The organism is Providencia vermicola (genome assembly GCF_010748935.1).
Lineage (GTDB): Bacteria > Pseudomonadota > Gammaproteobacteria > Enterobacterales > Enterobacteriaceae > Providencia > Providencia zhejiangensis.
The window spans coordinates 36,515-60,000 of the sequence record NZ_CP048796.1 but is presented as its reverse complement, the minus strand read 5'-3'; the positions used below and the strand labels follow the sequence as shown (position 1 = coordinate 60,000).

24 protein-coding genes (1 of these 24 cut by a window edge) are annotated in these 23,486 nt (G+C 41.9%); 17 read left to right on the top strand and 7 right to left on the bottom strand.

Going from position 1 to position 23,486, the window contains the following annotated elements:
- A protein-coding gene (gene mdtD / locus G3341_RS00240; protein ID WP_154625041.1) for a multidrug transporter subunit MdtD crosses the window boundary here: on the top strand, window positions 1-121 show its end. The gene continues 1,286 nt to the left of window position 1, outside the view; only the last 121 of its 1,407 coding nucleotides appear in the window; the start codon falls outside the window, past its left edge; its stop codon occupies window positions 119-121.
- Here the strand turns inward: mdtD and rbsR are convergent.
- The 6 genes from rbsR to rbsD all read right to left on the bottom strand — a co-directional run bounded on the left by rbsR (window position 118) and on the right by rbsD (window position 5,952).
- On the bottom strand, window positions 118-1,119 hold the full coding sequence (gene rbsR, locus G3341_RS00235; RefSeq protein WP_167520906.1) for a ribose operon transcriptional repressor RbsR: 1,002 nt from the start codon (window positions 1,117-1,119) through the stop codon (window positions 118-120). The two genes, mdtD and rbsR, sit on opposite strands and share 4 nt — an antisense overlap.
- Window positions 1,120-1,122: 3 nt before the next feature.
- Window positions 1,123-2,052 (bottom strand): ribokinase, encoded by a 930-nt coding sequence (rbsK, locus tag G3341_RS00230; RefSeq protein WP_154625040.1) that lies wholly within the window; start codon window positions 2,050-2,052, stop codon window positions 1,123-1,125.
- 84 nt (window positions 2,053-2,136) lie between these two features.
- Entirely contained in the window at window positions 2,137-3,027 is an 891-nt protein-coding gene (gene rbsB / locus G3341_RS00225; RefSeq protein ID WP_154625043.1) for a ribose ABC transporter substrate-binding protein RbsB, read from the bottom strand.
- Between the two features lie 24 nt (window positions 3,028-3,051).
- Window positions 3,052-4,014: a ribose ABC transporter permease gene (rbsC, locus tag G3341_RS00220; RefSeq protein ID WP_154625039.1), complete on the bottom strand. Its 963-nt coding sequence runs from the start codon at window positions 4,012-4,014 to the stop codon at window positions 3,052-3,054.
- On the bottom strand, window positions 4,011-5,525 hold the full coding sequence (gene rbsA / locus G3341_RS00215; protein ID WP_154625038.1) for a ribose ABC transporter ATP-binding protein RbsA: 1,515 nt from the start codon (window positions 5,523-5,525) through the stop codon (window positions 4,011-4,013). The genes rbsC and rbsA overlap by 4 nt, the downstream gene beginning before the upstream one ends.
- A 7-nt stretch (window positions 5,526-5,532) precedes the next feature.
- Window positions 5,533-5,952 (bottom strand): D-ribose pyranase, encoded by a 420-nt coding sequence (rbsD, locus tag G3341_RS00210; RefSeq protein WP_154625037.1) that lies wholly within the window; start codon window positions 5,950-5,952, stop codon window positions 5,533-5,535.
- Between the two features lie 385 nt (window positions 5,953-6,337).
- Between rbsD and ravA the strand changes: the two genes are divergently transcribed.
- Both ravA and viaA read left to right on the top strand, forming a co-directional pair.
- Window positions 6,338-7,852 carry an ATPase RavA gene (gene ravA / locus G3341_RS00205; protein ID WP_163860459.1) on the top strand — a complete coding sequence of 505 codons (1,515 nt, stop codon included), beginning with the start codon at window positions 6,338-6,340 and terminating at the stop codon, window positions 7,850-7,852.
- 2 nt (window positions 7,853-7,854) lie between these two features.
- On the top strand, window positions 7,855-9,312 hold the full coding sequence (gene viaA / locus G3341_RS00200) for an ATPase RavA stimulator ViaA (RefSeq protein WP_163860458.1): 1,458 nt from the start codon (window positions 7,855-7,857) through the stop codon (window positions 9,310-9,312).
- Here viaA and asnA read toward each other — a convergent pair whose 3' ends face one another.
- Complete coding sequence (gene asnA / locus G3341_RS00195) at window positions 9,313-10,305, bottom strand: aspartate--ammonia ligase (protein WP_154625034.1); 993 nt, start codon at window positions 10,303-10,305, stop codon at window positions 9,313-9,315.
- 161 nt (window positions 10,306-10,466) lie between these two features.
- Here asnA and asnC point away from each other — a divergent pair, with 161 nt between their 5' ends.
- From asnC to glmU, 14 genes are all read left to right on the top strand, one after another.
- Window positions 10,467-10,928, top strand: coding sequence for a transcriptional regulator AsnC (gene asnC, locus G3341_RS00190; protein WP_163860457.1), 462 nt, complete (start codon window positions 10,467-10,469; stop codon window positions 10,926-10,928).
- 91 nt (window positions 10,929-11,019) lie between these two features.
- Window positions 11,020-11,460, top strand: coding sequence for an FMN-binding protein MioC (mioC, locus tag G3341_RS00185; protein ID WP_154625032.1), 441 nt, complete (start codon window positions 11,020-11,022; stop codon window positions 11,458-11,460).
- A 378-nt stretch (window positions 11,461-11,838) separates the two neighbouring features.
- On the top strand, window positions 11,839-13,728 hold the full coding sequence (gene mnmG, locus G3341_RS00180; RefSeq protein WP_163860456.1) for a tRNA uridine-5-carboxymethylaminomethyl(34) synthesis enzyme MnmG: 1,890 nt from the start codon (window positions 11,839-11,841) through the stop codon (window positions 13,726-13,728).
- A 2-nt stretch (window positions 13,729-13,730) separates the two neighbouring features.
- Complete coding sequence (rsmG, locus tag G3341_RS00175; protein WP_154625030.1) at window positions 13,731-14,354, top strand: 16S rRNA (guanine(527)-N(7))-methyltransferase RsmG; 624 nt, start codon at window positions 13,731-13,733, stop codon at window positions 14,352-14,354.
- Between the two features lie 602 nt (window positions 14,355-14,956).
- Window positions 14,957-15,334 (top strand): F0F1 ATP synthase subunit I, encoded by a 378-nt coding sequence (gene atpI, locus G3341_RS00170; RefSeq protein WP_154623599.1) that lies wholly within the window; start codon window positions 14,957-14,959, stop codon window positions 15,332-15,334.
- A gap of 33 nt (window positions 15,335-15,367) precedes the next feature.
- Entirely contained in the window at window positions 15,368-16,186 is an 819-nt protein-coding gene (atpB, locus tag G3341_RS00165) for a F0F1 ATP synthase subunit A (RefSeq protein WP_163860455.1), read from the top strand.
- A 45-nt stretch (window positions 16,187-16,231) separates the two neighbouring features.
- Window positions 16,232-16,471, top strand: a complete 240-nt coding sequence (atpE, locus tag G3341_RS00160) for a F0F1 ATP synthase subunit C (RefSeq protein ID WP_004393045.1) — start codon at window positions 16,232-16,234, stop codon at window positions 16,469-16,471.
- A gap of 56 nt (window positions 16,472-16,527) precedes the next feature.
- Window positions 16,528-16,998, top strand: coding sequence for a F0F1 ATP synthase subunit B (atpF, locus tag G3341_RS00155; RefSeq protein WP_163860454.1), 471 nt, complete (start codon window positions 16,528-16,530; stop codon window positions 16,996-16,998).
- A 12-nt stretch (window positions 16,999-17,010) separates the two neighbouring features.
- Window positions 17,011-17,544 carry a F0F1 ATP synthase subunit delta gene (gene atpH, locus G3341_RS00150; protein ID WP_154623596.1) on the top strand — a complete coding sequence of 178 codons (534 nt, stop codon included), beginning with the start codon at window positions 17,011-17,013 and terminating at the stop codon, window positions 17,542-17,544.
- 14 nt (window positions 17,545-17,558) lie between these two features.
- Entirely contained in the window at window positions 17,559-19,100 is a 1,542-nt protein-coding gene (atpA, locus tag G3341_RS00145; protein WP_154623595.1) for a F0F1 ATP synthase subunit alpha, read from the top strand.
- A 55-nt stretch (window positions 19,101-19,155) separates the two neighbouring features.
- Entirely contained in the window at window positions 19,156-20,019 is an 864-nt protein-coding gene (gene atpG / locus G3341_RS00140) for a F0F1 ATP synthase subunit gamma (RefSeq protein ID WP_154623594.1), read from the top strand.
- Window positions 20,020-20,053: 34 nt separating this feature from the next.
- Window positions 20,054-21,436, top strand: a complete 1,383-nt coding sequence (gene atpD / locus G3341_RS00135; protein WP_154623593.1) for a F0F1 ATP synthase subunit beta — start codon at window positions 20,054-20,056, stop codon at window positions 21,434-21,436.
- A gap of 21 nt (window positions 21,437-21,457) precedes the next feature.
- Window positions 21,458-21,883 carry a F0F1 ATP synthase subunit epsilon gene (locus tag G3341_RS00130; RefSeq protein ID WP_154623592.1) on the top strand — a complete coding sequence of 142 codons (426 nt, stop codon included), beginning with the start codon at window positions 21,458-21,460 and terminating at the stop codon, window positions 21,881-21,883.
- A 126-nt stretch (window positions 21,884-22,009) separates the two neighbouring features.
- Window positions 22,010-23,380, top strand: a complete 1,371-nt coding sequence (gene glmU, locus G3341_RS00125; protein WP_154623591.1) for a bifunctional UDP-N-acetylglucosamine diphosphorylase/glucosamine-1-phosphate N-acetyltransferase GlmU — start codon at window positions 22,010-22,012, stop codon at window positions 23,378-23,380.
- Window positions 23,381-23,486 lie beyond the last annotated feature (106 nt).

The following is a 23,486-nucleotide window of genomic DNA, read 5'->3' as shown; positions in this document are numbered from 1 at the left end:
TTACACCTTTATCACTATTGGTGTCATTACCTTGGTTTCCGCATTTGTGTTCTTATTATTGAAAAAAAGCGATGGTCAAAACTTAATAAAGAATAAGTCACAACCATCCGATAAGAACTAGTTACTTCTCACTGATTGGCGCTCAACAAGTTTGGGCGTCAATACTAAAACATTAGCGTCCGCTTCAGGGTTATCCATCCGAAAAATAAGCTGATCGACTGCTAATTTACCTAACTCATCCTTTGGTTGGTGAATCGTCGTCAATGGCGGGATCATATAAGGTGATAGATCGATATCATCGTAACCAATAATTGAAATATCGTCAGGGACTTTAAGACCTTTGCTAAAAATGGCTTGATAAGCCCCAACGGCCATCGCGTCATTCCCTGCAAAAATAGCTTTCGGGGGATTATCAAGTGCCAACAGTTTATTCATTGAATTAAAACCACCAGCAAATTCAAAATCACTGAAAATAATATATTCATCCGGAATCTTTAATGATGCTTGTTTCATTGCTTGCATGAACCCTTGGAAACGCGCTCGAGCTGGAGATTTATCCTGAGGGCCAGCAATACAGGCTATTTGTGTGAATCCAGCATCAATTAAATAACGTGTGGCAATTTCACCGCCAAGGAAAGAGTTATCTTGAATAATGTCGCCTCCTGATTCGAATGGAGACCAATCCATCATCACAGTTGGAACGGCTGGATAACGAGAAAGTACCTCTTTTGATGGCCCTTGCACTTCCGTACACATGATTAATAAACCATCAACACGCTTTTGTAATAACGTTTCTAAACTGTGGTTCATTCGCTGAAGATCACCCTCTGTATTACAAAGGATTAAACTAAAACCACGTTCATAGCAGCTTCGTTCAACACCACGAACGACTTCCGCATAAAAAGGGTTATTACTGGTCGTCAATAACATACCAATTGTATTGGTGCGATTCATTTTCAAACTACGTGCTAATGCTGATGGAGCATAGTTGAGTTGTTCAATCGCATTTTTGACTCGTAATGTCACACTTTCGCTGACATAGCGATTTTGATTGATGACATGAGAAACGGTGGATGTTGAAACACCGGCTAGGCGCGCAACATCTTTCATAGTTGCCACAAGTTATTCCTGTTGAGTTAAAAATGCATCAATTTCATTTCGCCACGGTACAGAGGGCTGAGCACCCGGTCTAGTCACAGCAATCGCTGCTGCGGCATGCGCAAAAATGATCGCTTCTGCATCACTTTTACCTTCGAGCAAAGCCGTAACATAGGCACCATTAAAAGTATCTCCGGCAGCAATTGTATCGACGGCTTTAACTTTAAATCCAGCAATAATTGTCCCTGTTGAACCTTTTTCACTATACCAGACACCTCTAGCACCTAAGGTAATCATCACTTTACTGATACCTTTATCATGTAAAATTTGAGCTGCCGCTTGAGCACCTTGCTCATCTTTCACTGCAATGCCAGTTAAATGTTCTGCCTCAGTTTCATTTGGCGTAATCACATCAATCAAAGCAAGTAATGAATCAGGAAGTGCTTGAGCAGGGGCTGGGTTTAAAATCACTTTGGTATTATTTTTTTGCGCAATTTCAGCCGCGAGTTGGACTGCTTCGATTGGGGATTCTAATTGCATCAATACTGCGTCAGCATCGATGATTTTTTGTTGGTAATGTGTAACTCTTTCTTCTGTTAAATGTGCGTTTGCTCCAGCATGGATGCCAATCACATTTTCACCTTGTTGATTAACAAAAATCAACGCAACACCCGTTGTTTCGTTATCAATCGCATCAATGCATTCAACATTAATATTATCATTTTTTAGTTGTGTCTTAATGTTTTGCCCAATGCTATCGTTACCTACACAAGCAATAAATGTTATATCAGCACCACTTCGTCCGGCAGCAACCGCTTGGTTTGCACCTTTTCCACCAAATGCAACTTGATAGTGACTCCCTCTCACTGTTTCTCCAGGCTGCGGAAATTGCTCAATATTTAAAATATGATCAGCATTGATGCTACCTAAAACGACCAGTTTAGCTGTGCCCATAACATGTATTTCCTTTTGCATTTTTTTCTTTATATTCGCAAATAAAGCAAACCGCCGTTAATCATAACGGCGGTTTAGTTTCGATTATTTTTTAACAACCAGTTCTAACTCTACAGGTACGGTTGGTTCAACTTTTTCACCTTTTAATACTTTATCGGCGATTTGTACACCAACGATCCCAATTTGATCTGGACGCTGTGCGATTGTTGCGCCTAATTTTCCACCTTCAACGGCTTTAATACCATCATTAGTACCATCAAAGCCAACAACCAACACATCATCACGTCCCGCGGTTTGTAACGCTCTTAATGCCCCTAGAGCCATTTCATCGTTTTGTGCAAAAACCGCTTGTACGCTAGGGTGCGCTGTTAGCAAGTTTTGCATAACGTTTAAACCTTTAGTTCTATCAAAATCAGCAGGTTGGCTCGCTAATACATTAAATTTATGCTCTTTAGCTCCCGTATTGAAACCTTCACCGCGCTCACGTGCCGCTGAAGTTCCGGTGATCCCTTCTAATTGGATAACTTTGGCATCATTACCTGTTTTTTGAGCAATAAAGTCGGCCGCCATTTTTCCTCCCATACGGTTATCTGAAGCAACGTGGCTGACCACCTCGCCTTTATTTGCCGCACGGTCAAGAGTAATAACTGGAATATTCGCTTTATTTGCCATAACGATAGCATTACCAACAGCATCTGAATCTGTTGGGTTAATTAACATTAGCTTAGTACCGCGAACGGTTAGGTCCTGAACATTGGCTAACTCTTTAGCTGGATTATCTTGAGAGTCCAGAACAATGAGTTCATAACCTAATTTATCAGCTTCTTTTTGGGCGCTATCCTTCATCGTCACAAAGAATGGATTGTTGAGGGTAGAGATCACCAGAGCAATACTCTCTTTAGCCATTGCATTCACACTAACGGTGGCACTCAAAGCGACCGCTGAAAGTAAAGTTGCGAGTTTTTTCATTTTCATCATCGTATTCCTGTAGGGTATAGGTTACTTTTTATTATCAACCAGCACTGCTAATAAGATAACGACTGCTTTCACAATCATTTGATAGTTTGACGAGATACCTAATAAGTTTAATCCATTGTTAAGAAAACCTAAGATCAGCGCACCAATCAACGTGCCAACAATACGCCCTTTACCACCAGCAAGGCTTGTTCCTCCGAGAACAACGGCAGCAATCGCATCAAGTTCATAGCCATTACCCGCCATCGGCTGTGCGGAAGATAGGCGGGCAACCTCAATCACACTTGCTAATGCAGCAAGTAACCCGCATAAGGCGTAAACAATAATTTTTATTCGGTCAACATTAATACCCGATAGTCGAGTTGCCGCTTCATTCCCACCTAGTGCATAGATATAACGGCCTAAACGTGTGTGATGTAATAAATACCATGCCGCAGCAAAGACAATGATCATCAGCCAAATTGGTGTTGGAACCCCAAATGGTCGACCGATACCAAACCAACCGAACAGATCCGCATTATCACTAAAACCAGTATTGATTGGGCTGCCATCGGTATAAACACGGGTTACTCCACGCAGTAATAGCATCATAACCAAGGTCGCAATGAAGGCTTGCACTTTGCCTTTAGCCACAATCACACCTGTACATGCACCGATAGCAGCACCAAGGGCTAATGCTCCCGCAACGGCGACGAAGGCATTCACATCAGCCCCCACCATCGATGCCGCAACAGCCCCAGTTAAGGCCAGTAATGAACCAACAGATAGGTCAATACCGGACGTTAAGATCACCAACGTCATCCCCACCGCCATGATGGCGTTAACCGATGTCTGTTGCAGGATATTAAACAGGTTATTAAGGGTGAAAAAATTCGGGCTAAGCGATGAAACGATAGCTATTAATACTAATAACGCAATTAATGACTTTTGTTCCATTAGCCATGCTTTGCTGAACCAACGTTTTGAGGTTGTGGTATTCGATGTCATACGGATAACTCCTGAACTGAGCCGTAATTTTTGCCAACAGCGGCAGCCATTAACACTTCTTGGGTGGCTTGTTGAGCTGAAAACTCACCACTAATACGCCCTTCATGCATAACCAGAATGCGGTCACTCATTCCAATCACTTCTGGCATTTCAGAAGAGACCAAAATGATACTCAGCCCTTCTTTTTTGAATTGATTAATTAATTGATAGATCTCTTTTTTAGCCCCTACATCCACACCTCGAGTTGGTTCATCTAAAATCAGGACTTTAGGCCTTGTCATCAAGCCACGCGCAATCGCGACTTTTTGCTGGTTTCCTCCTGATAGGTTGCCAATAATCTGCTCCATGGAAGGGGTTTTGATATTAAATAAGCGAATAAAGTCACCGACCGTCTGTTGTTCTTCTTTATGTTTAAGATTGCCGCCAGCACGGCTAAAGTAACGAAGTGCTGTCAACGACATGTTCTCTTTGACGGACATGCCTAGTACTAAACCATCACGCTTACGATCTTCTGAAATATAGACAATGCCGTTATTTAAGCCGTCTTGTGGGGTTTTTAATGTGATACTTTTGCCATCAAGGCGTACTTCACCGGATTTTTTCTTTACGGCACCATAGATGATTTTCATTAGTTCTGTACGACCAGCCCCCATCAGTCCCGACACGCCTAAAATTTCACCACTTCTTAATGAGAAACTGGCATTATCGACCCCTGGGCCTGATAGATTTTCAACTTGTAAACGTACATCCCCAACGGGCACACTAATACGCGGGTATTGATCTTCTAATTTACGCCCCACCATCATCTCTATGAGCGTTTCTTCTTTTAACGTTTCTACACTTTTTTCGCCGATAAATTGCCCATCGCGAAACACAGTTACATCATCGCAAATTTCAAAAATTTCTTTTAAGCGGTGAGAGATATAAACAATCCCGCACCCTTGTGCTTTTAATTCTTCAATAACGCGAAAGAGTGATGCCGTTTCTGTATCAGTAAGCGCATCGGTCGGTTCATCCATGATGATGACTTTAGATTCAAAGCTTAAGACTTTTGCTATCTCAACCATTTGTTGTTCGCCAATTGATAGTTCAGCAATCAATTGATGGCTGTCATAATCAAGGTTAAGACGTTTTAGTAACTTATCAGACTCACTAAATAGGGTTTTCCAGTCAATTTTACCGAATCGACTCACAAACTCGCGGCCAAGAAAAATATTTTCGGCAATAGAAAGTTCAGGTATCAGATTAAGTTCTTGGTGAATGATACCAATCCCTGCTTCTTGAGAGTTTTTAGGGCCATGAAATGTAACCTCTTTCCCTAAATAACGAATAGCACCTGCGTCTTTACTATAAATTCCTGTGAGTACTTTCATCATGGTTGATTTGCCGGCACCATTTTCCCCAACCAGCGCCATGACTTTTCCTGGGTAGACATTAAGTGAAGCACCATTTAGCGCTTTTACACCCGGAAAAGATTTTTCAATACCGATAAGTTCTAATAAAGGTTGCATACACACCTCAGAAGGTCACACCGGAACAGAGGATCACATTCGCAAAAGGTGAACACTCTCCTGTTCTAATCACCGCTTTGCTATCGTGCGTCATTTTTTTAAAGTGTTCATGACGACAATATTCCACTTCGATTGGCTTTCCTTGCGTAAGCTCTAATGCTTTCAGGTGTGCTAATATGGCTTGCTCCATTTTTTGATTTACCGTCATAATTTCTTCAGCCAGAATCACTTTTTCAACCTGCATTTCCTGAGTAACAACACTCAGTACAGACATAAAATCGGGTAATCCTTGTGTGATGGCTAAATCAATACGCTCAACTTGTTGTGGTATAGGTAACCCTGCATCAGCGATGGCAATATGATCAGTATGGCCCAACTTGGCGATGACTGACGTAATATTGGAATTAAGCAAAATACCTTTTTTCATTGTTTCCACTGTTCCTGTCTGAGCGAAACGTTTCGCTCAATCTAATATAGATAAGAAAGTCAACAACTCAACGTTATTGACTAAGATTTGTGATCGCTATCGAAACGTTTCGTTAACAGGGAAAAAGATAGAAAGGTGAACTTATTGAATTAGTTAAAGCTGAATCGTTTTTGTGATTCACTATTAGGAATCAAAGAAAAAATAACAAAAGACATTGCACAAATTATCTCAGGATAGATAACCTAACAATATATACTCTCAATAATTCGAGAAGCAGTTAATTCGTCAATGAGTGGCTCACTCTCTATGCATAATACGAACAGCTAACAAAGCGATAACTTGAAGTATGACGAGATGTTGCCTAAGTAATCATAAAGGAACCAATATGCAGCTAGCGGAACGAATTGCCCAACTGAGTAACTATCTTGAAAGTGGACTGTATGAACGCCAGCAAACGATACGTTTATGCTTATTGGCCACATTAAGTGGCGAGAGCGTTTTTCTTTTAGGTCCTCCAGGTATCGCTAAAAGCTTGATAGCTCGCCGTATGAAGTATGCTTTTCGTCATGCTAATACATTCGAATATTTGATGACGCGTTTTTCGACTCCTGAAGAAATTTTTGGTCCATTATCCATACAAGCTCTTAAGGATGAAGGGCGCTATCAACGACTGACAAAAGGCTATTTACCCGATTCTGAAGTTGTTTTTCTTGATGAGATTTGGAAAGCCGGCCCCGCTATTTTGAATACGCTCTTAACGGCAATCAACGAGCGAAAATTTCGAAATGGTGATGATGAAAGCGCTATTCCAATGCGTTTATTAGTGACCGCATCTAACGAACTTCCCGATGCAGATAATAGCTTAGAAGCCTTATTTGATAGAATGCTTATTCGTATCTGGCTCGATAAAGTACAAGAAAAACAAAATTTTAGAGCGCTATTAACCGGTAAACCGCCAAAAGAGGAATCACTCGTACCTGATCATTTAAAAATCAGTGATGATGAATATGCTGAGTGGCAGCAACACATACCAAAAATAACGCTGCCCGATCATTGTTTTGAACTCATTTATCAGCTTCGCCAACAATTAGATGTCACGGATAAACAGCTTTATGTATCTGATAGGCGTTGGAAAAAAGCCGTTTATTTATTACAAGCAAGCGCATTTTTTAATGGTAGAAGTGAAGTTTCGCCTCTTGATATTGTGCTACTGAAAGATTGTTTATGGCATGACATGCAATCAATGAATACATTGCCTCAGCTAATCAAATCAATATTAGAGGAAGATGGTTGGCAGCAAAGAAAATACACTCGTGAAATGGAAATGCTCTATCAAGAATGGACATCATCAACACAAGAACAAAATAACCAAAATGCCTTTAAAGTCACTAAAAGCACGGCGATGTTTGCTCGCCGCCCTACCTATACGTTGCCTGAAGAGATCAAAGAGGGTCGTTTAACACTGTTTCTGCATAAGCCCCTGCAATTGCATGATATAAAAGTGACATTTATTACTACAGATAAAAAATCGCTCACTCATTTTCTCACTAAAGGCACAACCCTATCAGCTCATCTTAATGGTATTGGGTTCGCACAAGAAATTGCAGCTGAAATAAACAATATGAATCAAATTCAGTTATTAGATGTTAGCCATCAAGCTTCAACCCTCTATCTACAGGCGTTAACAACCCGCAGTGATAAAACAGATAATCAAGTATGGCTAGAAAAACTAGATAAAATCCAACAAGATATTCAATCGGCACGTTACCAATTTGAAAAACAACAACCCAATTTATTTATTGAATCAAAGTGGCTGGCTGGCATAGAAGAGAGCTTTATTAAGTTAACGGAGAAATTAACTCATTTGCGTAACCAAATCATAGGTAAAGTGGTGGATTAACCATGCTGAGTTTAGCCACGCTAGACCTATTGCTTTCAGTTAATGAAAGCCAATTAATCGAAGAGATCATTATATCGCTTCTCGCCACACCGCAATTAGCCGTTTTCTTTGAAAAACATCCTCGGCTCAAGAAAGCACTATTAAAAGATTTATCGGAATGGAAAAAAGATCTTAAACAAAAGCTGCAAGATGCCTTAGTGCCAGCTCAACTCGCTGAGGAGTTTCAACTGTATCAACGCGCTCTAGGTCAGGCAACTGAGCTGTTTTTTAACCAATTACCGGATTTAATCACAAAACTAGAGCAGTTAGATTCACCTTTTTATCCAGAAGCCCGCAAACTAGCGACGGGTAAAATTGATAATTATAGTGCGAGACAAAGCCTATTCATTCAGCGTTGGCGTATTAATTTAATCTTACAAGTCACAACATTACATAAAGAGTTGTTAGAACAAGAAAAAGAACAATTATTAGCTGAATTACAAAGGCGACTTGCACTAAGTGGTAATCTAGAAGAAATTCTCGGTGAGAATGAACGAGCAGCAGGCCGGCTATGGGATTTAAGCAAAGGGCTCAATACCGCATCAGTCTATAATGATAAGTTATTGAACCACTACAGTGATTTTTTACGCCAACAGCCTGAATTGGAAAAAATAGCTCAACTATTAGGTCGTAGCCAATCTGCGCGTTCATTACCTGAAAATAGCGTACTTCTCGAACCGATGACCCTCTTAGAAAAAGTACCAGAAACGGTACCTGAGCAAGTCAACGGACTTAATCAAAGTGATGATATTTTACGCTTACTCCCCACAGAATTAGCTATGTTGGGGTTAGAAGACGTTGAGTTTGAATTCTATCGTAAGTTGCTTGAAAAACAGTTAATGACCTATCGATTACAGGGGGAAAGTTGGCAAGAAAGGCGAGTACTTCGCCCTATCACTCATCATCATCATGAAGAACAGCCTAGAGGGCCTTTCATTGTCTGTATTGATACGTCAGGTTCGATGGGGGGAATCAATGAACGTTGTGCCAAAGCCTTTTGCCTCGCATTATTAAAAATTGCGCTGGCGGATAACCGTTCATGTCATATCATGTTATTTTCTACTGAAATCGTTCACTATGACTTAGTCTCCGCAGACGGGTTAGAACAATGTATGCGCTTTTTGCATCAGACATTTCGTGGCGGAACTGATTTGGCTAGTTGCTTACAAGAAACCGTCAAACAACTTGAATCACCATCGTGGATGGATGCTGACACTGTGATTATTTCAGACTTTGTCGCGCAACGTTTACCTGACGAATTAATACAAAAAATAAGAACACTACAAAAGGCAGGGAAATACCGCTTCCATGCGGTATCTGTTTCAAATTATGGGAAACCCGGCATCATGAAGATATTTGATCATATCTGGCGCTTTGATACCGGATTAAAAAGCAGGTTATTGCGCCGCTTTAGTCGCTAACTACAGCATACCCGCAACAGATTCACGAGTTTCTGGAGACCAAACACCACATTGAACTTGGCCAATGTGCTGACGTTGGAGCAGTAACATCACTAAACGTGACTGACCAATACCGCCGCCGATAGTCTGTGGCATTTTGCCTTCGACTAATGCTTGGTGCCATTCTAGCTCCATGCGCTTTTCATCGCCTGTTAAGCTTAGCTGACGAGTCAGGCACTCAGGGCTAACACGGATCCCCATTGACGAGATTTCAAATGCGTCTTGCAACACTGGGTTCCACACAATGATGTCACCGTTTAAGCCTTTATAACCCTCTTCGTTTTCGGTTGTCCAATCATCATAGTCTGGTGCACGAACATCATGCGCTTCACCGTTAGAAAGTTTGCCACCGATACCGATAAGGAAAACGGCACCTAATTCTTTTGCAATTGCACGTTCACGGCCTTTTGCATCTAAATCAGGATAACGTTGTAGCAGTTCTTCACTGTGGATAAAGTGAATTTGTTCTGGCAGGAACGGTGCCAGTCCAAATTCGCTACTAATGGCGGCTTCTGTTTGTTTTATTGCCTGATAGATTTTACCCACTGTCTGCTTCAGATAAGGAAGAGTACGTTCCTCATCACCCATCACTTTTTCCCAATCCCACTGATCAACATAGACTGAGTGAATTGGGGTTAAGCGATCTTCATCTGGACGTAACGCTTTCATATGAGTGTAGAGACCTTGGCCTGGCTTAAAATCGAATCGACCTAATGTCTTACGCTTCCATTTTGCCAAGGAGTGAACCACTTCAAAGGTTGCATCCGGAATTGATTTTACCTTTACTTGAACCGCTTTTTCATGGCCAGACAAGTTGTCCTGAGTACCATCACCTAAACGACTTAAGATAGGACCTTGAACTTCAATCAAGCCAAGTTCTTTTTCAAGTAAACGTGAAAAATAAGATTTTACAAAGCTGATTTGTTGCTGTTGTTCGATAAATGATTTGTCCATTGTATTCACCCATAATTTGTTAGCTGCGTTAGCCGATGTGTAGATTAAGCAACAAAACAGGGGTGGAATTCAATATACTTCATTAAAAAAACACTTTCACATTTATTTTATCTAAAAAAATGGGTATAAAAATAAGAATTCATTAAATTAAGGAGGTAATAATGCCTGAAAATTATCATATCGATAATCTCGACCGTGACATACTTCACGAATTAATGAGAAATGCACGTACCGCTTACGCAGAACTGGCTAAAAAGTTCTCTGTCAGCCCAGGCACAATTCATGTGCGTGTAGAAAAAATGAAACAGGCAGGAATCATTACAGGAACACGTATTGATATCAGCCCGAAACAACTCGGTTTTGATGTGTGCTGCTTTATTGGCATTATTTTGAAAAGTGCTAAAGATTATCACACCGCCCTCAAAAAATTAGACGCCCTAGAAGAAGTGGTTGAGGTCTACTATACGACTGGGCAGTACAGCATTTTTATTAAAGTGATGTGCCGATCGATTGATGCCCTCCAAGACGTACTTATCAACAAAATTCAAACGATAGATGAAATTCAGTCCACAGAAACACTGATCTCGCTACAGAACCCGATCATGAGAACAATTAGCCCATAAAAAAAAATTTCTATAACCACATTATCCACAGGTAGATCCCAGCTCATTCACAGCGTACAATAGCGCCCTAATGTAGCGATCGGGAATCACCATGACAAAAGTAACCCTAATAAGCGGCAGCACAATGGGGAGTGCTGAGTATGTTGCAGAACATATGGCAGAGATCTTAGAAGAACTTGGCCATGAAACCGAAGTGCAACATGGACCAGACCTAGATTCACTACCACGTGAAGGTTTATGGCTGGTGGTGAGTTCAACGCACGGTGCGGGTGATCTTCCTGAAAATATTCAACCTCTCGCTGAACAAATAGAAAGTCAATCGCCTGATCTCAGTCAGGTTCAATTTGGCAGTGTAGGAATTGGCAGTTCTGAATATGACACTTTTTGTGGCGCAATTCATAAATTAAACACCTTATTAATCGATCATGGTGCTAAAAGGATCGGCGAACCACTCGAAATTGATGTTCAGCAACATGAAATTCCTGAAGATCCAGCAGGTGAATGGGTTAAAACTTGGGCGATCGAACTCTGATTTGTTCAAAATAACAACGATCAGATGTGGATAACTCTGGTAAGATCTCGGTATTAACCGGTAGTTATCCAGAGTATAAGTTTTAATGTCGCCATGAGCTGTGTATAACTACCCTTTTAGATCCCAGCTTATACGCAAAAGGATCACGGATCATTCACAGTATATGATCCTTTACAGTTTTATGATCTTTATAGTGAATATTCAGTTATCCACAGATACTGATGATCCTAATAAAAGATCTAATAAAGAGATCTTTAAATAAAAAGATCTTTATATTATAAGGCTCGGATCAACATAGCTTGGTCTATCCTTAAAACTTGAGTAGAATTCTCTCCTCGAATGCAACAGTCAGCATTTTTCTAACGTTAAGGTTCACACATGTTTTATCCAGAGCAATTTGACGTCATCGTAATTGGTGGTGGTCATGCCGGTACTGAAGCAGCAATGGCAGCTGCACGTATGGGGCGTCAAACCCTATTACTGACTCACAATATTGATACTTTGGGCCAGATGTCCTGCAACCCAGCCATCGGTGGGATCGGTAAGGGACATCTGGTTAAAGAGATCGATGCCCTTGGTGGCTTAATGGCCACTGCAACTGACAAAGCGGGTATTCAATTTAGAACGTTGAATGCCAGTAAAGGACCTGCTGTTCGTGCAACACGTGCACAAGCAGACCGAGTACTTTATCGTCAAGCCGTCAGAACCGCTTTAGAAAACCAGCCTAACTTAATGATCTTCCAACAACCTGTTGAAGATTTAATTGTTGAAAACAATACGGTAACGGGTGCTATTACCCGTATGGGGCTAAAATTTAAAGCTAAAGCCGTTGTACTAACCGTTGGAACTTTCCTTGATGGAAAAATCCATATTGGTTTAGAAAACTACAGCGGTGGCCGAGCAGGTGATCCACCTTCTATTTCTCTTTCACAGCGTTTAAGAGAACTGCCTTTACGGGTCAATCGCTTAAAAACAGGTACCCCACCGAGAATAGATGCTAGAACAATTGACTTTAGCCAATTAGCTCAGCAACTTGGTGATGATCCCATGCCTGTTTTCTCCTTTTTAGGATCACAAGATCAACATCCACAGCAGGTACCCTGTTATATCACTCATACCAATGAAAAAACGCATAATGTGATCAGAAATAACCTTGATCGTAGTCCTATGTATGCAGGGATCATTGAAGGGATCGGTCCTCGTTATTGTCCTTCTATCGAAGATAAAGTGATGCGCTTTGCTGATCGCAATGCACACCAAATCTTTTTAGAGCCTGAAGGATTAACAAGTAATGAGATATACCCAAATGGTATCTCCACCAGCCTTCCATTTGATGTGCAAATGCAAATAGTTCACTCAATGAAAGGAATGGAAAACGCGAGGATCATACGTCCAGGTTATGCTATCGAATATGATTTCTTTGACCCTCGAGATCTCAAACAAACCCTTGAAAGCAAGTTTATTAATGGCTTATTTTTCGCTGGCCAGATCAATGGTACAACTGGGTATGAAGAAGCGGGAGCACAAGGCTTACTCGCTGGACTGAATGCTGCTCAATATGCCTTTGATCGAGAAGGCTGGTTCCCTCGTCGCGATCAGGCTTATATGGGCGTGTTGGTTGATGATCTTTGTACGTTAGGTACCAAAGAACCATACCGTATGTTTACTTCCCGTGCAGAATATCGATTAATGCTACGTGAAGATAACGCGGATCTTCGCTTAACCGAAAAAGGTCGTGAATTAGGCCTCGTTGATGATGTACGTTGGGCTCACTTTAATAACAAAGTGGAATTGATTGAAAAAGAGCGTCAGCGCTTGAGAGACATTTGGGTTCATCCTAAAGCAGAAGGCCATGATGAAATAGACCAAATATTGTCAGTACCACTTTCTAAAGAAGCCAATGGTGAAGATTTACTGCGTCGTCCAGAAATGGATTACCAATTATTGACGTCACTGAGCCGTTTTGCGCCGGGGATCACAGATCCTCAAGCTGCTGATCAAGTTGAAATACAAGTTAAATATGAAGGTTATATCGCTCGTCAGCAAGAAGAGATAGAACGACAATTACGTAATGAAAATACATTACTCCCTGTCGACCTTGATTATAAGCAAGTGAAAGGGCTGTCAAATGAAGTGATGGCAAAATTGAATGATCATAAACCAACTTCAATTGGCCAAGCTTCACGTATCTCAGGAATTACCCCAGCGGCTATTTCCATTTTGCTTGTTTGGTTGAAAAAGCAAGGCATGCTACGTAGGAGTGCTTAAAAATGAGTTTATTAGCGCACCTAACGCGTTTATCGACACTTGCGAATATCGAATTAACGGAGAAACAAAAACAACAGTTAGTTGGGTATGTGGAATTACTTAATAAATGGAATAAGGCATATAACCTGACTTCTGTTCGTGATCCTCAACAAATGCTTATTCGCCACATTATGGATAGCATAGTGGTGAACGGTCAGCTAAAGGGGACATCATTTATTGATGTTGGAACTGGACCCGGTTTACCGGGAGTTCCTCTTGCGATTGTTCGTCCTGACTCACATTTTGTGTTACTTGACAGCCTAGGGAAGCGAGTTCGCTTCCTGAAACAGGTTCAACATGAGTTAGGGCTAAGTAATATTGAGCCAGTGCAATTTCGTGTCGAAGAGTATCAACCCGAAATCGGTTTTGATGGTGTGATTAGCCGCGCATTTGCTTCTTTAAGCGATATGTTGAACTGGTGTCACCATCTTCCTAAGTCGTCTGGGAAGTTTTATGCATTGAAAGGTGTCGTGCGTGAGGATGAACTTTCTGACCTACCTAACCCATTTTCCATTGACTCTATCACTGAGTTGAAAGTCCCTGATCTTGATGAGCAACGTCATTTAGTGATTTTATCTTTAAAATAAAGTTGCTTTTTATCAATTAAATTTTATCTTTTAGAGCTTTAGCAGTCACATTTACAATGTTACTGCTATTTTTATTTTTAGGGGGATTTTACCAATTCGGATTTTACGTTACTTTTACACGGTAATAACGAATAACTATCAAAAATACACATTAGACATTAAAAAATATCGCTAAACAGAGATTTTAGATAAATCACTTGGATGTTTAAGATCATTAATAATGAAATATTTGATTTATTACATCTTTTTTTCGATTGAAAAATAACGTTTTTAATTATTTGATTTAAAGCTTAAATCTTTTTTTTCTTAATTAGAAACCTTGACCTCGTTAATAATGTAACTAACATGAAATGTGATTTGTATCACAGAAAAATGTTTTTGATTGTCGAGTCATTAACTATTTATTAATTATTATTGCCACATTTCTGCGCTATCTCGAAAAAATTAAATATTTATTCACCTTTTCGCTACTTACTGATTGAATTCATTTCGCCTGCCCGTATAATTTGCTCGTTTTTGTCTCTTGACACATTTAAGCAAAGACAGTTTTATACAACACTTAGCGTTTCTGAGGCTGAGAACAGCTGGGAGTACAAAAAGTTATGTCTGTATCCCTTTACGACAACAAGCATGCAGTAAAGCAGTTGTCATTTCAGCTAATAACTTTTGTGATCCTCAGTGGGGCTTTCTGTGCAAATAGTATAGAATGGGGGGCCTCTGCTCTTGCGGGTGGTTTAGCATGCTGGTTACCTAATATCGTATTTATGCTGCTAGCCCATTTTCAGAAAGCAAAAGAAGAGGATGAACCTGTCCGCATTGCCTGGTTCTTTGCATTAGGAGCAGGGCTAAAGGTTGTAACAACCATTACTGTGTTAGTCATTGCTTTCGGTGTGTTTAAAGCGTCATTGACACCACTGGGTTTGACCTATTTAGCGGTGCTAATTGTTCAGATTGTTGCACCAGCCGTTTTAAGGCGGTAAGTATTTTTAAACTACAAAAGGGTAAGAGGCATCATGTCTGCATCAGGAGAAGTGATGACTACAGAGGATTACATAGGCCACCACCTGAAAAACCTTCAGTTGGACCTGAGTACCTTTAAGTTGGTCGATCCCCACGCTAGTCCAACATTTTGGACGTTGAACATTGACTCGCTTTTTTTCTCAGTAGTTCTCGGGGCTTTGTTCCTGTGGCTATTTAGAAGAGTTGCAGTTAATGCGACTAGTGGCGTACCCGGTAAGTTACAGACTGCAATAGAACTGATCATTGGTTTCGTTGATAACTCAGTCCGTGATATGTATCACGGTAAGAGCAAGGTTATTGCTCCTTTGGCATTAACTGTGTTCGTCTGGGTATTTTTAATGAACCTGATGGATTTACTCCCAATCGATTTCCTACCGTATATTGCTGAGCATTATCTCGGGTTACCTGCATTACGTGCAGTACCAACCGCAGATGTTAGTGTCACTCTATCTATGGCGATTGGCGTGTTTATCCTGATCCTCTTCTACAGCATTAAGATGAAAGGAATCGGTGGATTTACGAAAGAGTTGACTCTTCAACCTTTCAATCATCCAGTCTTTATTCCTATTAACTTAATTCTTGAAGGGGTAAGCCTGCTGTCAAAACCTGTATCACTCGGTCTGCGACTGTTTGGTAACATGTATGCAGGTGAATTGATCTTTATTCTTATCGCGGCTCTGCTTCCGTGGTGGTCACAGTGGTTGCTAAGCCTGCCTTGGGCTATCTTCCACATACTGATTATTACGCTACAAGCCTTTATTTTTATGGTTCTGACTGTTGTCTATCTGTCGATGGCATCTGAAGAGCATTAATTTAACTATCAATATTGTCTTAACTGAAACAAACTGGAGACTGTCATGGAAAACCTGAATATGGATCTGCTGTACATGGCTGCTGCTATTATGATGGGTTTAGCGGCGATCGGTGCTGCGATCGGTATCGGCATCCTAGGTGGTAAATTTTTAGAAGGTGCTGCTCGTCAGCCAGATTTAATCCCTCTGCTGCGTACTCAGTTCTTTATCGTAATGGGTCTTGTCGATGCTATTCCGATGATTGCTGTTGGTCTGGGCCTGTATGTAATGTTCGCTGTTGCCTAACTTTAGTTACAGAACACTTAGAACGTTAACTTATTAATTAACAAGAGGTATTGTCTGTGAATCTAAATGCAACAATCCTCGGCCAGGCTATCGCGTTTGTCCTGTTTGTTTGGTTCTGTATGAAGTATGTATGGCCACCGATTATGGCGGCCATAGAAAAACGTCAAAAAGAAATTGCTGACGGTTTATCTTCCGCAGAACGTGCTAAAAAGAACCTGGAACTGGCGCAAACCGACGCAACCGACCGACTGAAAAAAGCAAAAGCAGAAGCTCAGGTCATCATCGAACAAGCGAATAAACAACGCAGCCAGATGATTGAAGAAGCCAAAGCAGAAGCTGAAACAGAACGTGCAAAAATCGTCGCACAAGCTCAAGCAGAAATTGATGCTGAGCGCAAACGTGCACGTGAAGAGCTACGTAAACAGGTTGCGATGCTTGCTGTCGCAGGTGCCGAGAAGATCATTGAACGTTCCGTGGATGAAGCTGCTAACAGCGACATCGTTGATAAACTAGTCGCTGAACTGTAAGGAGGGAGGGGCATGTCTGAAATCGCTACTGTAGCTCGCCCCTACGCCAAAGCAGCTTTTGACTTTGCTGTGGAAAACCAGTCTGTTGAAAAATGGCAAAATATGCTGGCCTTCACCTCTGAGGTGACGCGCAATGAACAGGTTGGTGAGCTACTTTCTGGTTCTATTGCGCCAGAAAGATTAGCAAAAACGTTTATCTCTGTTTGTGGAGATGAAATTGACGAGCATGTTCAAAATCTGATTCGTATTATGGCTGAAAACGGGCGTCTAAGTACGCTACCAGAAGTATTAACTCAATTTATCCAATTGCGTGATACCATGGAATCAACGATTGAAGTTGATGTAATTTCTGCCAACGAACTGAATGAACAGCAGTTAGCCAAAATTTCTGCAGCGATGGAAAAACGTCTGTCACGCAAAGTTAAGCTGAATTGCAAAATTGATAAGTCTGTTATTGCTGGAGTGATTATTCGTGCTGGAGACCTCGTTATTGACGGGAGTGTCCGCGGTCGCTTAGAGCGTTTAACTGACGTCTTGCAGTCTTAAGGGGACTGGAGCATATGCAACTGAATTCCACCGAAATCAGCGAACTGATCAAACAGCGTATTGCTCAGTTCGATGTTGTGAGTGAAGCTCACAACGAAGGTACGATTGTATCCGTTAGTGACGGTATCATTCGTATTCACGGTTTAGCCGAAGTCATGCAGGGTGAAATGATCGCACTGCCTGGCAACCGTTATGCAATTGCATTGAACTTGGAGCGCGACTCCGTTGGTGCTGTTGTAATGGGTCCTTATGCTGATTTAGCAGAAGGCATGAAAGTAAAATGTACTGGTCGTATTCTTGAAGTTCCAGTTGGCCGTGGCCTGCTAGGACGTGTAGTGAATACACTGGGTGAGCCTATTGATGGTAAAGGCCCTGTTGAGCACGATGGTTTCTCTCCTGTAGAAGTCATTGCTCCAGGTGTTATCGACCGTCAATCGGTTGATCAGCCTGTACAAACTGGTTATAAATCAGTCGATGCGATGATTCCTATCGGTCGTGGTCAGCGTGAGCTTGTTATCGGTGACCGTCAAACAGGTAAAACTGCTTTGGCAATCGATGCAATCATCAACCAACGCGACTCAGGCATCAAATGTGTTTACGTCGCTATCGGTCAGAAAGCGTCAACGATTTCTAACGTTGTTCGTAAACTAGAAGAACATGGCGCACTGGCAAATACCATCGTTGTTGTTGCAACGGCATCTGAATCAGCTGCTCTGCAATATTTAGCACCATACTCTGGTTGTGCGATGGGTGAATACTTCCGTGACCGTGGTGAAGATGCACTGATTGTTTATGATGACCTGTCTAAACAAGCCGTTGCGTATCGTCAGATTTCTCTGTTGCTACGTCGTCCACCTGGACGTGAAGCTTACCCTGGTGATGTTTTCTATCTGCATTCACGTTTGCTGGAGCGTGCTGCTCGTGTTAACGCTGAGTATGTTGAAAACTTCACAAAAGGCGAAGTTAAAGGTAAAACGGGTTCATTGACAGCGTTGCCTATCATTGAAACTCAGGCTGGTGACGTTTCTGCATTCGTTCCGACTAACGTAATTTCAATTACAGATGGTCAGATCTTCCTGGAATCTAACCTGTTTAACTCTGGTATTCGTCCAGCGGTTAACCCAGGTATTTCAGTCTCGCGTGTTGGTGGTGCTGCTCAGACAAAAATTATCAAGAAACTGTCTGGTGGTATCCGTACAGCACTCGCTCAGTATCGTGAACTGGCAGCATTCTCCCAGTTTGCTTCAGACCTTGATGACGCTACGCGTAAGCAGTTGAGCCATGGTCAGAAAGTAACTGAATTGCTGAAACAGAAACAATATGCACCAATGTCAGTTGCAGAGCAGGCACTGTCTCTGTTTGCGGCAGAACGTGGATATTTGGAAGATGTTGAGTTAGCGAAAATTGGTGCATTTGAAGCTGCATTAGTTTCTTATGCATTGCGCGAGCATGCTGACCTTATGAATCAAATCGGCCCGGCGGGTAACTATAACGATGATATCGAAAGTAAGTTGAAACAACTGCTCGAATCATTTAAAGCAACTCAGTCCTGGTAATACTATTCGGCCCGTGAATTTTAATGGGCCGTCTGGTTAATAAGGAGAAGCAGAAATGGCCGGCGCAAAAGAGATACGTTCCAAGATCGCCAGCGTGCAAAACACGCAGAAGATCACTAAAGCGATGGAAATGGTCGCGGCGTCCAAAATGCGTAAAACGCAGGAACGCATGGCGGCCAGCCGTCCTTATGCAGAAACTATGCGCAGTGTGATTGGTCACCTTGCGTTAGGTAATCTGGAATATAAACACCCATACCTTGAAGAGCGTGAAGTTAAGCGTGTTGGGTATTTGGTTGTTTCTACAGACCGTGGTTTGTGTGGTGGTTTGAACATTAACCTGTTCAAAAAACTACTATCAGACATGAAAACATGGTCTGAAAAAGGCGTTCAAGTTGATTTGGCTTTGATCGGTTCTAAAGCAGTTTCATTCTTTGGATCTGTCGGCGGCAATGTCGTCACTCAGGTTACAGGAATGGGGGATAACCCAACGCTTTCTGATTTGATCGGTCCAGTTAACTCTATGCTACAAGCCTATGATGAAGGGCGTTTGGATAAACTGTATGTGGTGACCAATAAGTTCATCAATACAATGTCTCAGGAGCCAACTATTCTTCAACTTCTTCCATTACCTGAAAGTAATGATGAAACCTTGAAGAAAAAATCTTGGGATTATTTATATGAACCCGATCCTAAGGCGTTGCTGGATACCCTGCTGCGTCGTTATATCGAGTCGCAGGTTTATCAGGGCGTCGTTGAAAACCTGGCTAGTGAGCAGGCCGCACGAATGGTAGCAATGAAAGCAGCTACCGATAATGGTGGAAACCTGATCAAAGAGTTGCAGTTGGTTTACAACAAAGCTCGTCAGGCCAGCATTACTCAGGAGCTTACCGAAATTGTTTCGGGTGCTGCCGCGGTTTAACAGCTAGGTTTACGAATTACGTAGAGGATTCAAGATGGCTACTGGAAAGATTATCCAGGTAATCGGCGCCGTTGTGGACGTCGAGTTCCCTCAAGATGAAGTACCAAAAGTGTACGATGCTCTTGAGGTTATTAACGGTAAAGAAAAACTGGTGCTGGAAGTTCAGCAACAGTTAGGCGGTGGTGTTGTCCGTTGTATCGCAATGGGGACATCAGATGGCCTAAGCCGTGGTTTAGAAGTTAAAAACTTAGAGCACCCAATTGAAGTACCAGTAGGTAAAGCAACTTTAGGACGTATCATGAACGTTCTAGGTGACCCTATTGATATGAAAGGTGACATCGGCGAAGAAGAGCGTTGGTCTATCCACCGTGCAGCGCCAAGCTACGAAGAACTATCAAGTTCAACAGAACTGCTAGAAACCGGTATTAAAGTCATGGACTTGATTTGTCCATTCGCTAAAGGTGGTAAAGTAGGTCTGTTCGGTGGTGCGGGTGTTGGTAAAACAGTAAACATGATGGAACTTATCCGTAACATCGCGATTGAGCACTCAGGTTACTCAGTATTCGCTGGTGTTGGTGAGCGTACCCGTGAAGGTAACGACTTCTATCATGAAATGACGGATTCTAACGTTCTTGACAAAGTATCACTGGTTTATGGTCAGATGAATGAGCCACCAGGAAACCGTCTGCGTGTTGCACTGACCGGTTTGACTATGGCTGAAAAATTCCGTGACGAAGGCCGTGATGTTCTGTTGTTCGTGGATAACATCTACCGTTATACACTGGCAGGTACTGAAGTATCCGCTCTGTTAGGTCGTATGCCTTCAGCTGTAGGTTATCAGCCAACACTGGCAGAAGAGATGGGTGTTCTTCAAGAACGTATCACTTCTACTAAGACGGGCTCTATCACCTCAGTACAGGCTGTTTACGTACCTGCGGATGACTTGACTGACCCATCACCAGCAACAACCTTTGCTCACTTGGACGCAACCGTGGTTCTGAGCCGTCAAATCGCTTCTCTGGGTATTTACCCTGCGGTTGACCCTCTGGATTCCACCAGCCGTCAGCTTGATCCACTCATTGTTGGTCAAGAGCACTATGATGTTGCACGTGGCGTTCAGTCTATCCTTCAGCGCTACCAAGAACTGAAAGATATCATTGCAATTCTAGGTATGGATGAGTTGTCTGAAGAAGACAAACTGGTTGTTGCTCGTGCTCGTAAGATCCAGCGCTTCCTGTCTCAACCATTCTTCGTTGCGGAAGTCTTTACTGGTTCACCAGGTAAGTTCGTATCCCTGAAAGACACTATCCGTGGCTTCAAAGGCATTCTGAACGGCGATTACGACCACCTGCCAGAACAAGCGTTCTACATGGTTGGTACCATTGAAGAAGCTGTGGAAAAAGCTAAAAAGCTTTAATCTGGCTGACGGGAGGTTGATATGGTAGCTGCAATGACATACCACCTGACAGTTGTCAGTGCTGAAAAACAGATGTTTGACGGACTGGTACAAAAAATTCAGGTGACAGGTAGTGAAGGTGAACTGGGTATTTACCCACAGCACACCCCACTGCTGACTGCCATAAAACCGGGCATGGTACGTATTACTAAGCAGTTTGGTGAAGAAGAGTTAATTTACCTCTCCGGAGGTATTTTAGAAGTTCAACCAAATGGCGTTATCGTGCTGGCTGATACAGCTATCCGTGGTAAAGATTTAGATGAGGCGCGTGCGCTGGAATCTAAACGCAGAGCGGAAGAACATGTCCGTAAAGCTCACGGTGATGTTGATTATGCTCAGGCATCGGCAGAACTTGCGAAAGCAATAGCGAAACTTCGAGTTATCGAGTTAACTAAAAAGCTGATGTAATGAAGGCAGTATAAAGAAAAGCCAGTCGGTTAATCCCTGACTGGCTTTTTTATTTGTGCGAAATATGTAGTATTTTACGTAGGAAATAGGTTTACTTTCACCCTAAAGTTGGAGTTTCAGGAAATTATGACTGTGCAAAGAAAAAGTGTCGTCATTCTTGCTGCTGGTAAGGGCACTCGAATGTATTCAGAATTGCCTAAAGTCTTGCATTTATTGGCAGGCAAACCAATGGTTCAGCATGTTATTGATACTGCAAAATCAATTGGGGCATCAGACATCCATCTCGTTTATGGGCATGGTGGCGATTTACTGAAAAAGAAATTGGGTGAACAAAACCTTAATTGGGTCTTGCAGGCAGAGCAATTGGGAACAGGGCATGCCATGCAACAAGCAGCGCCTCATTTTCAAGACGATGAAGACATCATTATGCTTTATGGCGATGTGCCATTGATCGCTCAAGATACCCTACAGCGCTTGGTTGATGCTAAGCCTAAAGGGGGGATTGGTTTATTAACGGTGATTTTAGATAACCCAACGGGTTATGGCCGTATTATTCGTGAACAGGGTGAAGTTGTTGGTATTGTTGAGCAAAAAGATGCTACAGAAGAACAACTTAAGGTTCAAGAAATCAATACTGGGATCATGGTTGCGAGTGGTAAAGACTTCAAACGTTGGTTAGCTCAACTGAATAACAATAATGCCCAAGGTGAATACTATATTACTGATGTTATTGCATTGGCACATAAAGAAGGTAATAAGATAGAAACTGTTCATCCTAGCCGTTTGAGCGAAATGGAAGGGGTCAATAACCGTTTACAATTAGCGGCTCTTGAGCGTGTTTATCAAAAAGAGCAGGCAGAGAAATTACTCCTAGCCGGCGTGATGCTAATTGATCCTGAACGTTTCGATATTCGCGGAACCTTAACCCATGGTCGAGATGTGATCATTGATACTAACGTGATCATTGAAGGAAATGTCACTTTAGGTCATAACGTACATATTCAATCTGGCTGTATTTTGAAAAACTGTGTTATTGGTGATAACTCAGTGATCAGCCCTTATTCAGTGATAGAAAACTCTGAATTATCTACCGAATGTACGGTAGGTCCTTTTGCTCGTTTGCGTCCTGGTGCTAAATTGGCATCTAAAGCCCATGTTGGCAACTTTGTTGAAATGAAAAATGCATCATTAGGCCTCGGCTCCAAGGCTGGCCACTTGACCTATTTAGGTGATGCAGAAGTGGGTGATAATGTAAATATTGGCGCAGGAACGATTACGTGTAACTACGATGGCGCGAATAAATATAAAACGGTCATCGGCGATGATGTGTTTGTTGGATCGGATACCCAGCTAATCGCGCCAGTTTCTGTTGCAAATGGCGCAACCATTGGTGCAGGCACGACAGTCACTCGTGATATTAATGAAGGTGAGTTAGTGGTTAGCCGTGTTAAACAAGTGCACATTAAAAACTGGCAACGTCCAGTCAAGAAAAAATAAGATAAATTTTAAAGGAGGAGACGAAGTTTCTCCTCCATTTATTAGTATTAAATAGATAAAAATATAATAACCCCATTCTCTACAAGGCTCGGGGAAACAGCAAAAG